The organism is Chryseobacterium sp. 14P4.3.2 (genome assembly GCF_057799275.1).
In genome coordinates this window covers 295,678-311,514 of the sequence record NZ_JBYOKO010000003.1, presented here as the reverse complement: position 1 = coordinate 311,514, position 15,837 = coordinate 295,678, and the positions used below count along the sequence as shown (strand labels likewise).

The following is a 15,837-nucleotide window of genomic DNA, read 5'->3' as shown; positions in this document are numbered from 1 at the left end:
CTTATTTTCATTGGTATCCCTCCCGACTTATTAATAGTCCTACGAGTCTTTCCTTCAATCATTCTTTGGTATTCGCTAGCCATTGTTGTAATTTTTAAGATTATATATTAAGATTTTCACAATTTGTTTTTTCCAAAATTTCACCTAATTCAATCACGAAATTGCAATTATCGGGTGTCAAAATTTCATCTTCGTTATCATCCATTTCAAGCAATATTTCTTTTATCTCAACTAACATTTGAGGTGCGTTTTTCGAATAACCTAATTGGAATTTCACAACATCGTACTTCTGCACATCAACCCAATTACCATCTTTATCAAAAACACAAAATCTATCTATGTAGTAATCTATATAATCTCGGTATTCTTCTTTTTTTTCGCCTTTCAGAATTTCGAGAAACCACTTCTTTTGCAGAACTAGATATAGTTCTTTAGTTTTTTTCATGCTTTAATTTTTCTATTTGTTCAATTAAAAAATCACGGCTGTATTTAAAGCCATTTAAGGACGCCTTTTGCTCTAACTGCTGTAATCTTTGTTCACCGATTTTCAGCAGAAGATTAGCCCGGTACGGTATCAAATTAGCGCTTAAATACTTGTTGCACCTTATACATTGACCGTGCATATTATCGAGATCAAATCGAACCGATTTATAAAACTCTTTGGCGAAATAATGCCCAGAATTCATTTGATTTACCGGTTTTAGCTTGTCACATGATATACAGATAAAAAAGCCTTTTACGCTATCTCGTCTACGAACTTTTGCATTAATCAACTCTTGTAATTTATCTTCAAGCCATTCAATACTTCGACCTTTATACTTGATTTTTATTTCAGCCGTTATCATTACACGCAAATATATTTACTAGTTTGATTTATTGCAACTTAAAACAACGCATGTAAAGCACCACTTTAAACAATGTTATTTTTAAACCACAAAAAAACCACCCTAAAAAATAGAGTGGTTGACTTTTTTATATTTAGTTATATTAATTTTTCGGCAAATTGTCTGGTCTTCGCCCCAACGCGGTCATGGCTTTTTCAAATGCTAAATTAAGATCTGTGTTGCCTTCTTGGTCTTCAAAAAAGAAATTGACCTTTATCGCTTTTGCGACTTGAAGAAATGTATCTAAAGTAGGTTTGTACCTCAATGAGAAAAAACGGCTTACATTTGATTGTAATAAACCACTTTCATCAGCTATTTCTTGCTGTGTAATATTCTTTTGGTCGGCAATTTCTTTTAAAAGTAAAACGAGCAATTGCCACTGCCCGTTTTCTTTTTTTATATTAAGCTTCATAAACAACTGTATCTTTACCATTAGGGTCTTGGTACCATGTAGTGCTTTCAATAACCTTTTTAATTGGCGAAGTAATTTTATAACTAAAAAACTTCATTGCATGTTCTAAATCTTTTGCTTTTGTTGAGTACCCTACATTTTTCATGGTCTCAGTGTCGTAAATAGCTGTAAAACTTTTCATAATAATTATTGCCGTATTAAACTGTTGCCGCCAGATTCTAAAGTCAATGAGTGGGTTTGTCTCTCATTTTCTTTTACAAATATATATCATTTATGATATATAAGTCAATAGTAAAGATGTTAAAGTTTGTTAAAATTTACTCTTTCGAGTATTTTGCCTAGGTGAATCGTGAAATCACGTTTTAAAGTTATCTTTTCTATTTCGACTGTCATACGCTTTGCATCGGTATTGTAGCCGACTTGAAGTATTACGGTTCGGTAATTTTTAAAGGCGGTTTTTGACTTGTTCAAAAGTCGTGATTGATAGAATTCGGTATTACTGCGATACTCTTCGGTTTTTTCGCCAGATTCGATTTTATCAAACCAGATCTTTTGCATAATCAGAAACAATGGTTTTTCTTGCTCTTTTTCTTCAGTCGGCATGTTAATATACCGACTTGATACTTTTGTCTGAAAACGTTGTGCGGTGCTTCTCATATTTTAATTTTTATATCACCATTTTTACAAAATGTCAACCATTGCGCACTATCTGATTTTGATGTTATTATTTCTGCTGTATTTACATTTATGGTTTTCTTTTTTTTATCTGGCATTAAGAGCCAAGTCTTATAATTAGTACCTTCAGTACATTGTAGTATAGCACCATCTATCATTTCATTGATAATGTTTTTTTGATAAGTACTTAGTTTCTGATAAAAATTACTTTTCTTAATCATTTCTTTTCGCTTTTATAAATTTAAGTCTTTTTCTAATAAGTTTAGCAGGTGATTTCTTCAATACTTCAACTGCTTTTATTTCTGGGGTTCTGGTTTGCTCAAGCATGATGAAATTTTCAATTTTAAAGCATTTAAATGATTGCGATTCTACATCAAAATAAGTGAAAACTTTCAGGTTTGGCTGATTCTGGGTTTTGAAATCATAATCAATTTTCAAAGTCGCAACCGCTTTACGAATAGAACCATCTTTTTTCTCGAAATAAAATGTTATTTCACCAGAATACAACTCTTTATTCAATCGGTATAATTGCCACGCTTTACGAAGGCATACAGCCCATTCTTTGCCGGTTACTGCCATTATATGATACGCTCTTAGCATTACTGTTTTTCTAAATGATGTAGTTGAAGTTTTCATAATATTGCTATTTATGGTTTTCGATTATGTTTTTTGCTCTTTCGCAGATGAAAGTATATCTTTTATCTAATATGTTTTTATCATCGGCTAAATGATCAATCAAGTTTTTGTTTGCACCTACCAACTCGTTAATTGCGATATTTTTGAAAGTATGAAGATGACTTGCGGGCAACTTGAAAATTGCATAATCGCCATTCTGATAAATAGCCTTGTCAACTTCGTAATATTTAGTTTCAGTTTTGGTACTTGACCATGTATTCAAAATTTTCATAACTTTTTGCTTTTACCACCAAAAGCGGGTATTACCCCGCTGTTTTACTCATTTACTAATCTTAATAATTCTTCGGCCTCTTTCACTATTGTTTTTAGATCATTTATTGTAAAACCACCTTTTCTACTCAGCCAGAATAATTCTTTAGTATTGGCTTTATCTTTTTTACCAAAGCGAATAAATTCTATTTTCAATGATCTCTTTCTTTCTAAGCTTATATCTGCTTCACCTGTGTTTGAAATTTTCATAATGTATATTTTATTGTTTGTTTTGTAATTTCTATACAGCAAATATAAAATGTTTTAATATTACAAAACAAACAATAAATGTTAATATTTTGTTAAAGTTTTAATATTATAAAACAGTTACCTATATATATGTATAAATTTGTCAAAACAAAATAAATAGATGGCTCTTAACGTAGAAAGAATACTTGAAAAAAAAGGTATTAATAAAGCAAAACTTTCTGAACTTCTTGGTAGAGGCGAGAATAGAAGCTATGCAACAAATTTGTTGAAATCTCCTTCGTTGGCAAGTTTGGAAAGAATTGCTGAAGCTTTAGATGTAGATATTGTGGAACTGTTCGATCCAATTGATGAACAAAGAAATACTGAACCGATATACAGGAAGGACGATAAGGGAAATGACATAATTATCGGCTATCTTAGGAAGTGATAAAAAGAAATAAAAAAGCCCCGGATATACGGGGCTGTATTTTCTACGCTGAAATTTTTTGATTTAGAAATTTAGTAACAAAATAAACCTGGCCCTTTCCGGTGACTTTGGTGGTTATTGTTGTATGTAGTACTCCATCACTTCCAGACCTCACTCCTTTTTTGAGCTCAAATAATCCTTGTTCTACGTACTGCTGATTTGGAATGTTTTTTCTTTCTCCAACTTTTCCCAAATAACCATTTTCGCGCAGCCAGATAAAAAGCCTATTCTGCCCAATTTCAATCCCATTTTGAGAAATAATTTTTGCAAGTTCTCCGATCAAACAGGATGATGAAGATCCAATTACCGCATCAGTGAATAAAACTTTTGGTTTATTAGCTTCAATGGTTTTTTCAGCTTCGATTCTTTTTGTTTGCTCTTCTTTCCAGTTCTGAGCTAACATCAAAATGGTATCAGGATTACTAAAATCGACCGAAGGAACTAATGATTTTAATTTCTTTTCACAATTAATAAAATATTGCCTAGCAGACTTTCCTTTTTCAGATCTCTGAATCATTGAAATTTCTTTGGCGCAATCCATTGAAAGAGCATAATCAGTTTCAGGTCTACCACCATTTGGCTTATACTCATTTCTGAGTAAAACCTCATAATCTACATTTTCTGCAAAACCATACTCAAACATTCTTTTAATCCAGTCATTAAATCGTGTTTCAATTTCTAGGAACTCATAAAGTTCACGAGCAGAAACGGCTTGTTTTCCATTCTGATCAGTAATTCTAATCAATTCAGCCCCGGTGTTCCCGGAATAATTTGTTGTATTCATAATAAGTACGTCTTTAAGCTTGCAGGCGTTGAGGACCTATTATGATATAGTAAAATTAATAAATCCTTATCAATAATGCAACAGTTAATTTTATCATAGGGACTATTTAAAGTCCCTTGTTTTGTTTTATACGATAGTCATTTTTGATTTATTTCAATTTTTACTATCTTTGAAAATAGTAAAAAATAGTAAAAAAATAGTACAAACAAGGCTAAAAAGACATATCCTCAAAATATAACTATTTGATTATCAGTGGTGATATTTAAGGGTTCGAATCCCGTATTCTCCACATACCTATAAAAAATAACTGTAATAATTGATTTACAGTTATTTTTTTGTTTACAGGAAAATATGTTTTTTTAATGCATCGTTTTTTGTTTTAGTTTCCCAACTGGCGGAGAGAAAAATACTTTTTATTAAATAATCTGTATTTTTCGATTTATATCGATTAAAAACACCATCCCTGCAAAGAATCTTTGCAGGGATGGTGTTTACTCACCCCAACGATTAAATCCGGGGTTTCCGGTATCTTCCCGGGGACAGGTATCGTTTGTTAACCTTGCTTTCCTGGCCACAACACAGCCACAGGTTTTGCAGGTGCGTTTATCTTCATTTTTCTTTAAGCTGATTTTATACACCAATTGATCGGGGGCTTCTTCTAATTGATCACACGAAGCACAGGCCGCCAGCCGTTTGTTATACACCTCTTCCGTCACGGTAGAAAAGCCAACCAAACCCCACTTCCACATCGATTTCCCTAACTTTTCAATCAATTGCAGGTTGGTATAGCTGCTTTGCTTTTCTTCTTGTGGTACAACTGTTTTCGGGCTATATTGGGCCCGTTGGGCCAATAGCATATTCATCAATTCAGGACTTCTACGAGCTAGTAATAAATTCCGTGCATAATCCTCATCCTCAAGTGCAGCATACAACACACCGTCCGGAACTGGGTTCGACGATCCCAAAATTTCGCTAAAACGCATACAAGCCTCATTAATATCAGTCATTTCTTTTAGTTCATTCAGTTCCATAGATTCAATTTTTTAGTTAAAAATCGCGGTCGGCGAGATTACCGGCCGCGATAGTAATCGTCTCTTTTAGATTTTAAAAGAAATAGATCGTTGTTGTAGATCAATTGTTGATCCGTTATACGAACGAACATTCGTCGATGTGGTCAACGTATATTCAACACCACGTTTAATTTCGGCGGCAATTTCCACCACAGGAATATTGGTTTTGGCCACAACACTATCGATACGGGCATCCGGATCGAGTGTAAAATCGTGGTAGCTGGAAGCCGAAGCCGGATTGACAAGATCGTTAAATTCCAACTGAATAAGTCCCATCGCGTGAATCAGACTACTGCGAACCTGTTCGGTCATCATGTCTCGTTGATTTTTATCCGAAACATCAGGGAATAAAAAGTTCAGGTCGGTATTCACGGTAAAGTCCGGAGAAACCTCGCCATCAACAGTCACCTCTTTGTTTTGTATCAACAAACGGAATGCGTTTTCCGATGCTGCTTCGTCAATATCCTGACTCACAAAGCTAAATGCCCCTACCATTGGCGGGAATGCTTTAACATCTACAACTTTCAATCCACCGGCTGTTGGACCTCCTATTCCATCAGGTGGGAAATCCATTGCTTTACCCGCATCCAGTGCGTCGAAACGTGTATCTACTGTAGGCTTATACGGATCGTTTGTATACTCCTGATTTTCGGGCGAAATATATTTAAACAACGAAGTATCCAATTGTTTAATTCCAGGATTGTACATGGTTCCGAAATTTTTCCCGAAATAAATATCCATTAGGAAACCGATACTGTAATAATCAGCCATAGCCACTGAAGTCCAGCCATTAGCCCCGGTCGGATTCGATTTTTGAAGCGTCGAAATCATATGCGCCAATATAAACGATAATCCTTCCTGATCCATTCCTTTTAAACGCGTTAAACCACCCGTTAATACCACATACTGCATGTCCATCAGTACAAAAGCATATGCATTAGGCGTTACGTTTGACTGATCGTAATAGAAATTGATTTCCGGGAAAAACCCTTTAAACAGACGCAATACATATTTTATTAGCGAGCTGTTCATTCCAATATCTTCAAAACTCCAACGCGGTGCATTATTGTACACATCCGCTGCCTGAGCAACGTCCAGATATGCTGCGGCTGTATTCGGAACAGTGATTGAACGTTCGCCATGCAGATAGAATTTTTGCGGACGCTGTACTTTTTCTCTTCTTCCGTCGCTTAATGCCGTAATATGCATTACACCATAGTATTCTTTCGATAATTGCGAATACTTTTTCTCGTATTCTTCCGAACCGATTTTAGGCAATTCTTTATGGTCTTCCATTACCCCCATATCGATAAGTTGACCCGAATTGGCCTGTAAGGTAAAATCGCCCGAGACAACCCCTTCCGACAATAACAAGTGTCCGTCTATAACGCCATCGAAAGCAGCAGCAGTAGAAATATGGTGTACCCCACCGATATATTCTCCGATACTGATTTCGTGAATCGGCACCGCATCGCCCCACTCATTTACCAATTCGTCCACACCCGGAACCAAACGATCACTACGTTTTAATTTTCCGGTACTCATTAAAAACAACTGATCCGGAGTTACAATAATCTGACGATCGTCGTCGCCAAAGTGCATATATACCATGGCCGACTGATGTCCGTCTGGCCCGGTACCCATACTATACGCCACTTTTCCGGTATTCCATTTCAATGATCCTGTTGCCAGTGATGCCGTTAATACCTCATCTCCCGTTTGAAAATACTCAATCGTTTTGAATCCCGTCGGAATAGCAATTTTGGTACCGTTCGCATAACACGAACAACAACAGAAACACGTTAATGCATAATAGCTATCACCTTGTTTAGTACAAGCCCGTCCCCGTTTGGTACTATAATCCGATGGATTGTCGATGTTCAAACAAACACCACTCGGATAAGGGTATAATACATTTTTAGGAACACAATCCGGAATTGGGTTTCCGTTCACGTCTTTACAGTTACATAAAGCGTGTGCCTGAGGCGAAAAATCGCCGTAATCCTGACAGTGACGGTCCGGACAAATCAAGGCAAACGGCTTACTCGCCGAAAAACTATCGGTTTCCAGATTGTCTTCTGTAACCTGTTTGTTTGGCCCTGTCCAGATTACCTGATTTACTTCTTTTGCGTTAGGGTCAAGGTTCGCCCTAATTGATGTTACGCATTCTTCCCATGCCATAATTTAAAGTTTAAAGGTTAATATTTATTTGATGATGAATTTTATTGTTTTGCAAATACGTTGGACGTATAGTTAATAATAATGAGCAGTCCGCTTAATCTGTTCGGATCCAGTTGTTTCTTATCAGCCGTAAGCAATTCATCCGGTGTATTGGCGATCGTAAATAGAAGTTCTGCCGTTTCTGCCTCAAAGGGCCCGCTAAGAGCAACCGTTCCTACATTATTCATTATCGGAATACTCAGATCGCTTTTACCCGTTTGTTTTAAGGCTAAGAAGCTACCCGCTTGTTTATCGGAAACCGTTGTGTTATTTTGAGTTTGCACCACCACTGTTACCGATTGTAATGCTACCTTTTTAAGGTTTGGCAGCACAATAGCATCAGTTAAACTAAACACCATCGATTGCGTTACCGGATTCGGCTGCGGATGCATAAACTGATACCAGTTAGCACTAAAAGCCTGTTGCAATACAATTTGCTTGGCTACCTGATACGGATATGGTGGATTCTGGGATTGCAACTGATTTTTTACATCGGTGGCAAACTGTCCCATATCTTCGTAAGCCGTATAGCTGATTTTTACGATAATGTCGGATATTGAATTAAAATCGAAATGATTGGTTTCCGGCGGCAGGTTTAATTCCCATTCCGAAACAGCACCAGTTCCTTCAAACGGCAGGTACATGCTATCGTTAAAGTTGAGCACAAACAAACCATTATCGTCCATACCTTTGGAAAGTGCAATTTTCTGGTTGGGAATCCAGTCTACGCGTACATTACCCGGATCGGGATTATTAACCGGATCCATAACATATTTAACCGCATTGATTTTAGGTTCCATCACAGTATAATTTTTGGTTTGCCGCAATACCGCATTAATATTCTGGTAAGGCCCTACCACGGCAGGAATCGACACCGAAATCGTTTTGATTTTACGCAGATACTGTCCCGGGAAATCAAAATCGAATAACTGTTCCGAAAGTTTAAAACGAAGCGTTCCTTTTACTCCCGAATGAAGTCCTGTTTTAAATTCCATAAACTGTAACGGATCCAGTTGCAGCAAGGAAATTGTCTTTTCAATTTCGAAAGTACGCGTGTTTTTCAACACATAACTGCGTTCCATTTGTTGTAACGATAATAATAAAGCTTCTCCCGACAACAATCCTTTGTGAAGCGTATCCCAGTAATCGAACTGAATAAACTGTTCGGTACTGTTCATCTCATTCTGATAAGCTGATTGTGCTGCCAGCGCCATTCCCAGCGTAAGCTGATACGATTGGAAATAAATGGTCGATAATCGGCTGATCATCCACGAATAGAAATCCATATTCGTAAAACGGGTGGTCAGGAATTGTTCGTAGGCATTCTCCTGATCAATTGTTTTTTTATGAATCACCAGGTTTTGCTGGTTGATCAGTAATTGCGCATTAGCCGAATTAATCTGATCCTGAATTTGAGCCGCATCATAAGCCGCCATTTGCTGTTGCAACTTCCAGTCGTCACGTCGTCTGTTATACTGAGCAGTTGTCGCAATAATTCCGGCACTCTGGTTTAAAATAGACGAAGTCGTTTGTGCCATCTGAGCGCCCGCAGTAATGGCATCTCCAAACTTCATCCCTCCATCGGCAAAACCAAAGATATTCGGCGCCAGATAACCGGCAACTGAAATTCCGTTAATTCCAATTGAAACTGATTCCGGATAAATGGCCGCGCCTTGTAACGACAGGCTGGCGATTTCCAGAGCACTCAGGTTTTCGTCGTACTGTTTTTGGTAAAACTGTTCACGATTTTGAGCACTTAACAGATTTTGTTGCAAACCGGCAATGTTTTGTTTGGCCTCTTCAATCTCCTGTTCTTTAATCATTGTGTTAAGATTAAGCAGCACATTTTGCTGTGTGGCCTGTAATTTGGCCAGTGCCGAATCGTCTTTACGTTCCAGTGCGTTTAATAAACCGGATCCCAACTGACTTAATGTAGCAGCGATATTTTTTACCCGATCGATAAGATACTCAAAGCGATAAGCCGGAATAGCCGCATTCTGCGTCATAATACTTAACGGATTACCACCGCTCGCCGCAGCACGTGCCAATAAACCAGGATCGATAGGCGGTTCGAATAATTGCAATGGTTGCGGTATCCCATTAATATTTAAGCTATTGTTTATTTTATAAAGTCGATCGATAACCGTGTCCCAGTATTGTTCGAGTTTGTCGTTTTCGGGTACACAGAAATAGGCATCAATATCGTTATACGGTTGGAAATTTAATCCGCTGGAACCACTTCCAACATGATCTTCGAGGGTAATTTTAAACTGCGGTATATTGTCACCATATTGAGCTACAATGTCGTTAAAATTCGCAGGATCCTCGGCCTGACACGGTCCAAGGTCCTCCGGTTTTGGCCCCAGTAAACTATAAGCGTAGATGTACAACATATTCGCCGTGGTATTACTCTCCCAGGTGTACTGCGAAAAATACCAGTCGCCCCATTTAATCAGGTTATCGATAAATTGCATTACCATCGCTTTTTCGTAGGCGCCAATACGCAAACGGGCAATAGCATGCGGATCGAACGGATACTGATTGTAAGCTGCAATTTGTTTGGCGTTCGTAATGTTTTCGAGCAACGAAGCTACCGTATGGTTCCGGAAAGGATTAAACTGCCATACGCGGCAAATATCACGCGCTACCTGATGGTTGAGCAATACATTTTTTACCGATTGAATTTGTACCGGCTGAAGGAAAGAAAGAATCGAATTCAGATTTGTTTTGGCTGTAAATTTACTGCTCACATAGCCTTCGCTATCAATCCATTTGTTGTCCAGTAAAACGCGGTAAATACGGCTCGAATCGGTAACTCCTATCGTGGCACACTCAAAAGAATCTGCCTCTACCAGATACGGAGCCGCCGTTGGATCGTACATATATTTGTACCATTTTTCGGCCTGATCAAATACCTGATTTGTCTTTAGTAGATTGGCAATATACATGGGCGCATGGAAAAACAATTCCCAATAATACAATTCATACGCCCCGTTAAAATCGACCTGTCCGCCATCGGGAGCTTCAGGAGCGATAACATACGGTTCTTCAAAACCAAATCTGTTAAAAGGCAATTCCGGATCCACCGGGATCAATTGACTTTCGAGCGACAACAGTTTGTCGACACCACCGGAAAAGATACGGGCACTAAGGTTATGAATAGCTCCTGTGGTAAGACGTATCGCTTTAAAATTATATTCGCACGCATAAGGAGTGGTGTTCAAACTTCGGAAGAATCCGATAGACGACGGGTATTCTGCCTGATACAACACCTGTACCACAAAACGTACTTTTTTATCAATATCCGGTTGCCCTTCCAGAATATCGTAAAGCACACCGGTTAACTCATTAAAATCAATATCCGTCATTAAACGGCCGTTTTTATCCAGATACCCGGCCTGCATAAGCTGATCAAAAATATTTTTAGAACCATTGGCATTAATCCCGGCACTGTCAGAGATAAAATCAGTATTATAAAACAGTGGTTGATTGGTTAATACATCCATAACCGAATCGACCTTATCGGTTTTATCCGGCTGTCCTTCCAGCATCTCATTGAGCGCCTTAGTCAGATCGTCAATTGTTGTACCGCGTTCCAGTTGTCCGTCGGCTGTAAAATACCCGTAATCAATCAAATTATTGTAAATCTGGCTGGATCCGCTGGCATCGATCCCTGCGCCCGACGAAAGGAACGACGATTCCAAAAACATGGTGTCGGCATTAAACAACAAATCGGAAATAAATACCGGATCTTTATCCGGATCTTCCATTAAAAACGCTTCTTTGTCGCCATAAAAAACAAAGGTTCCTACAGCGTTTTTAATCGTAAACAATCCATAATTTTTATTCCGAACGTTTTGGGATAACCAGCGGGAACCACTGGCTCTGTTTACGACTCCCATTACAAACTGTGTCTTTTTAAGCTGACCAGGATCGCCTTCAAAAATGCTCATTACGTCGGTACGCATTTCCGCATAATCAGAACGTCCCAGCATACCGCTGCTATCGATATAACCATAGTCTACCAACGTATTATAAACCGTTTTAGAACCTGTCGCATTAATACCGGCATCGGTCGAAATAAAAGAACTGTCCTTTAAGGAAGTTTGTGGCGTTGGAATGGCCGGGGTAATAATCTGCCCCGCAATATCATTATCGTAAATCGTACGGGAAGTACTAATCAGATTCATTTGTCCCGATGTCGCGTCGATTTGCGGAGTAAACAGATCGTTACTCTTATCACTGTCTTTTTCGAAAAACAGGATTTCGTCGGGATTTACCAAATAACTGCTATCCAGACTATCGTTTAAAACAATCGGCTTAAACAACGGTAACTGCCCTTTATAACCCAGATTATAGACATAATTATAGTTTTGCCCCGTTTCAAACAACTGATTTTCAAAAATCTGAACCGCCGGATTGGAGGCATTCGGTGGATTATTGGCAGGTTGCGGATATTGCACCGTAGTATCAATCATTGGGCCGAAGGCAATCACTAATTGTTCAAATCGATTGCCGCCATTGGTAATTTCCCAGAAACTATCCTGTTGTATTTTGAGCGGATATACTTTATTCCACCAAAGACTATTGGGGTCGAAGAAATTGTCTGGAAAAAGTTTATTGTTCGCAGTTCTATAGGCACTTGGACTAACATCGATAATATAGTCTTTTACCAGTGATTGCGCCGGTACCCATTGATTCTGGAAATTATAAAACGTATAGTTGATCGAGGCCTTCACAATGTTTTCGGTAGTGGTATTCGGTGTTTTATCGATCGCAACACTTTGTTCTACCCAAAATAGGAACAACTTATTAAAGGCATAAACCGGTGTAATTTGTACGGCATTAATGGCCAGATCAATTTTAATCCATTGCGACCAGGTACCTTCGCTCTCCCGTGTGATATAGTAATAGGTATACGGATTGGTAGCGGTGCGCGCAAACAGAAACAAGGTTGGCTGATTATCGCGGGTATCGTCGGAAACCCTGCAATAATAGGCATCTACATAAACCAGTTTTGCCAGTTCTGCAAAGCCTTCCAGGTATTTCATATAAGCCGATGTTACATTGCCTTCGGTAATGTCGTTTTGTTTCAGGTCGTTTTCCAGTTGTTTAAACAAATCGGTTTTGGAGCTACGGAAAGCCGGATCGAGATAATTTTCAGGATAGAGGAAAATTTCGCGGTTGGCTTCCCATACCCGATAATTCATCATCCATTCCCACCAAACTTCAGGGATCGGTAAAAGTACCACACCGGCTTCCAGTTTCGAACGACAGCGGTTCATATACAACTGAATCGCATTAAGCGCTTCTTTGATATAGGAAATTTGTGCTACATCCGACATATCCACATCAATAAGCAAATAGTCGTGTAAATCGCGTGTATTCTGGATGTAGGCAGTGGCATCGGCCGAGCGCAGGGCAAAGATAGTCGCTCCAATCAGAGCGTCTCTTTGGGCCGATGCGGTTTTACCGCCAATTTGTACGGCCAGCTGATTCCAGTCGCTTCCTACATTATATCGTGCCTGAATTGCGGTTAATAATTTGTTTTCCTCTGCTACCAATGTATCCCAGTCGGCAACACCTTTTCCGGCCAGGCTAAGTAACTCCTGAAAAGCATCCAGATTTAAACCTGTTTTATTAAGCAACGTAATAACGGCCTGCATGCTGTACAGGCGATCGACCTGATTGGTATATTTTAAGGCATACAATGCTGTGATTATCGATTTATCCCATCCGGTTGCTTCCGACAAAATGGCTGCGGCAACATCATTTTTATTCGCTGCAATCGCCGTCATGTAGTCTGAAAACCGATTGTTTACATCATTATAAATACCGGTAAAAAACTGGAACTGAAGTAATACAATGCTATTTGCAAACGTTAGTTTTGTGGTATCGGTAATGCCATAAGCCGCTTTACTGACAGCAATGTTATCGAGTAAATCCTGACTGACTCCCGTTTTTTCTACCCATACCAACCAACGTGAAATGAGACTTAATGCTTTTATCGCATTGGTCGTATCGGGATTCATGAATATCAAAAGTGGATTGGTAACAGTAAGTGCCAAAACCGATTGCGCCAATGAGGATGGAATACCGAAGAACGCACCAACCTGTTCGTAAAGTTTGATCAATTGATCGTCTTCAGAATCGGATGCCGGAATAAGTATCAGTAGTGTTTTAAGCCATGCTTCACTTTTATCGGGATAGTATAAAATGTTAACGGTTGGCGATACAACCGCATTTACCGTATAATTGAGATCCTCTAACGTTAATCGGGTCACTGTAGCCAGTGCTTCTTTGCTGTCAATGAGTGCCGTCAGCTCATCAATTGTAAAAACCAGTTGTACTTTTCCGGATACACTCAAAAAGCTCAGATAATCTTGGATGCTTAATTTAAAATATCCTGCCAGGCGTACATGGCGCGACAAGGCCGAAATGGCAGGTACATTTAACACAATGGTTGGTGTACTCTTATATAAAGCCGAAACCAGCAACTGCAAATCGTTTTGTGAAACGCCCAAGGCCGAAGCAACACGAACCGCATTGGCCGGGTTGTTTCCGCTGTTGGAAGCATATTCCCAACTTAGCGGCGTATCCAGATAGGTTTTATTAAGCGGATAGGCTACCGTTGCGCTATTTTTAGGGTGGTATAAAGTGGTTTGTCCGGTATTAAATACAACATCAAACGGTGCTGCCGACTGTGCCGGATCGTTCCCCATTCCGTAAGTTTTCAAATCAAACAAATAGGTACTTACCGTAGCGACATCACTATTCATTCGGGTAACCAGTTGTTGTAATTTTGGTACCAGTTGTAATATGCTTTCATTAATTTCCGGTGTTCCGTTATTCAAAGCATGTAAAGCCCAGTCCAGATCATCAAACGACCATTCGCTAAGTAACGTAAGGCGTAAAAAGCGATTTATCTGATCCAGAGCCGCCGGCGTCAGGTTATCGATGGTATTTACCGAATCGGTATTCCCCACTACAACCGGTTTGGTTAATCCCTTATTGATAAAGAACTGGGCATTCAGCCCGGCTGTAATTTCGGAACCGGATAAATTTTGGTATAGTAAATCCTGGACTTGCGTTACCAGTAAATCGGTTTGTTTAGAAAAGACTTTAAAACTATTCAGATCGTCCAGTTTCGCCACCCCAAAATAGGTTTGTAATTTCGCGGTATCTACGGTTGCCGTTTTAAGCAAATTCCAACCTTCGAGGGTTGTTTGCAATTGTTCGGCAGCCAATTGCGGGCCGGTTAGCTGTTGGCAGGCAAATACCCCGGCCAGTGTTGTTTTTAGTTCCTCAAGATAAATCCGTATGCTGCTTAACGGTTGCAGGAATGGTAAGTTAAACGGATAATACGTTGCGGCAAGCTGCTTGTACAAATCGGTCGTACTCGCAATTTTCCAACTGGTCGACAGACTTTGTTCCAAACGCTCAATGATGATTTGTAAATACGGGACGATGGTATTTGTTTTTTCGCAGGTTAGCGGTATCGTTCCCAAATCGGGACGTCTTACAGCCAATGCACTTGCATGTGGTATGGTAGCGGTATTGGGCTCGGTAATATATTTTTGTACAATACGCATCAGATCAACAAAATAGGCTGCTGGTCCCAGTACCGATTTACATTCCGGGCAATCGCAATAATTGAGACTTCCAAACAGTTCCTGATAGCCTACCAATCCAGTAAAATACTCGGTTACCTCTTCACTGACAGATGAAGTCGATATCGCTTTAGAAAGCGGTGTCGACATATTTAAAATTGCATTGGTAAGATTCGCCACATTATTGGTTACTTCAGCTGCTCTCTTGTATACCTCCGATGCTACTTTGGGGCCACCAAAAGCATCGGTATATTGTTTTACAAACACTTCTCCGCTTTGTCGGGCAATGTCGTGAGCCGAGTTTAATCCATCGAATTTTTCGTATAGAGTAACAATCACATCAGCCGTTAATTTTTTGTTCGTTTGCGCTTCCGGATGTAAGCGTACCACCCGAGCCACTTGTTTGAGCTGTTCTACCATGTCGGTTGCGGTGGCACGCGATTTGGTTTTGGGTAGCTTTATGGAGGCTAAGGTCTCTTCCTTATGAAGATTGGCCTTTAGCAAATCTACGTCCGGATTTACTTCATAAAATTTATGAATCAGTTGTTTTACTTCCATGAG

14 protein-coding genes are annotated in these 15,837 nt (G+C 39.2%); 1 reads left to right on the top strand and 13 read right to left on the bottom strand.

What is annotated here, in order from left to right; translation table 11 throughout:
* Positions 1 to 100: 100 nt before the first annotated feature.
* From AC27VX_RS07030 to AC27VX_RS06990, 9 genes are all read right to left on the bottom strand, one after another.
* Positions 101 to 445 (bottom strand): hypothetical protein, encoded by a 345-nt coding sequence (locus AC27VX_RS07030; RefSeq protein WP_488694646.1) that lies wholly within the window; start codon positions 443 to 445, stop codon positions 101 to 103.
* Positions 432 to 845: a recombination protein NinG gene (locus tag AC27VX_RS07025; RefSeq protein WP_488694644.1), complete on the bottom strand. Its 414-nt coding sequence runs from the start codon at positions 843 to 845 to the stop codon at positions 432 to 434. The genes AC27VX_RS07030 and AC27VX_RS07025 overlap by 14 nt, the downstream gene beginning before the upstream one ends.
* 142 nt (positions 846 to 987) lie before the next feature.
* Positions 988 to 1,296 carry a helix-turn-helix domain-containing protein gene (locus AC27VX_RS07020; protein ID WP_488694642.1) on the bottom strand — a complete coding sequence of 103 codons (309 nt, stop codon included), beginning with the start codon at positions 1,294 to 1,296 and terminating at the stop codon, positions 988 to 990.
* Positions 1,286 to 1,477: a hypothetical protein gene (locus AC27VX_RS07015; protein ID WP_488694640.1), complete on the bottom strand. Its 192-nt coding sequence runs from the start codon at positions 1,475 to 1,477 to the stop codon at positions 1,286 to 1,288. Before AC27VX_RS07015 ends, AC27VX_RS07020 begins: the two co-directional genes overlap by 11 nt.
* Before the next feature lie 119 nt (positions 1,478 to 1,596).
* The gene (locus AC27VX_RS07010) at positions 1,597 to 1,953 is read right to left on the bottom strand and encodes a hypothetical protein (protein ID WP_488694638.1); all 357 of its coding nucleotides are present in this window, start codon (positions 1,951 to 1,953) and stop codon (positions 1,597 to 1,599) included.
* The gene (locus AC27VX_RS07005) at positions 1,950 to 2,192 is read right to left on the bottom strand and encodes a hypothetical protein (protein ID WP_488694636.1); all 243 of its coding nucleotides are present in this window, start codon (positions 2,190 to 2,192) and stop codon (positions 1,950 to 1,952) included. Before AC27VX_RS07005 ends, AC27VX_RS07010 begins: the two co-directional genes overlap by 4 nt.
* Complete coding sequence (locus AC27VX_RS07000; RefSeq protein ID WP_488694634.1) at positions 2,185 to 2,607, bottom strand: SH3 beta-barrel fold-containing protein; 423 nt, start codon at positions 2,605 to 2,607, stop codon at positions 2,185 to 2,187. Before AC27VX_RS07000 ends, AC27VX_RS07005 begins: the two co-directional genes overlap by 8 nt.
* Before the next feature lie 7 nt (positions 2,608 to 2,614).
* Entirely contained in the window at positions 2,615 to 2,878 is a 264-nt protein-coding gene (locus AC27VX_RS06995; RefSeq protein ID WP_488694633.1) for a hypothetical protein, read from the bottom strand.
* Positions 2,879 to 2,922: 44 nt separating this feature from the next.
* Entirely contained in the window at positions 2,923 to 3,126 is a 204-nt protein-coding gene (locus tag AC27VX_RS06990; protein WP_488694631.1) for a hypothetical protein, read from the bottom strand.
* Between the two features lie 160 nt (positions 3,127 to 3,286).
* Between AC27VX_RS06990 and AC27VX_RS06985 the strand changes: the two genes are divergently transcribed.
* Positions 3,287 to 3,553: a helix-turn-helix domain-containing protein gene (locus tag AC27VX_RS06985; RefSeq protein ID WP_488694629.1), complete on the top strand. Its 267-nt coding sequence runs from the start codon at positions 3,287 to 3,289 to the stop codon at positions 3,551 to 3,553.
* A 43-nt stretch (positions 3,554 to 3,596) separates the two neighbouring features.
* Here AC27VX_RS06985 and AC27VX_RS06980 read toward each other — a convergent pair whose 3' ends face one another.
* The 4 genes from AC27VX_RS06980 to AC27VX_RS06965 all read right to left on the bottom strand — a co-directional run bounded on the left by AC27VX_RS06980 (position 3,597) and on the right by AC27VX_RS06965 (position 15,834).
* Complete coding sequence (locus tag AC27VX_RS06980; protein WP_488694627.1) at positions 3,597 to 4,376, bottom strand: phage antirepressor KilAC domain-containing protein; 780 nt, start codon at positions 4,374 to 4,376, stop codon at positions 3,597 to 3,599.
* A 491-nt stretch (positions 4,377 to 4,867) separates the two neighbouring features.
* Complete coding sequence (locus AC27VX_RS06975) at positions 4,868 to 5,407, bottom strand: hypothetical protein (RefSeq protein WP_300685432.1); 540 nt, start codon at positions 5,405 to 5,407, stop codon at positions 4,868 to 4,870.
* Between the two features lie 66 nt (positions 5,408 to 5,473).
* Complete coding sequence (locus AC27VX_RS06970; RefSeq protein ID WP_488694625.1) at positions 5,474 to 7,627, bottom strand: Hint domain-containing protein; 2,154 nt, start codon at positions 7,625 to 7,627, stop codon at positions 5,474 to 5,476.
* A 41-nt stretch (positions 7,628 to 7,668) separates the two neighbouring features.
* Positions 7,669 to 15,834, bottom strand: a complete 8,166-nt coding sequence (locus tag AC27VX_RS06965) for a Tc toxin subunit A-related protein (protein WP_488694623.1) — start codon at positions 15,832 to 15,834, stop codon at positions 7,669 to 7,671.
* Positions 15,835 to 15,837 lie beyond the last annotated feature (3 nt).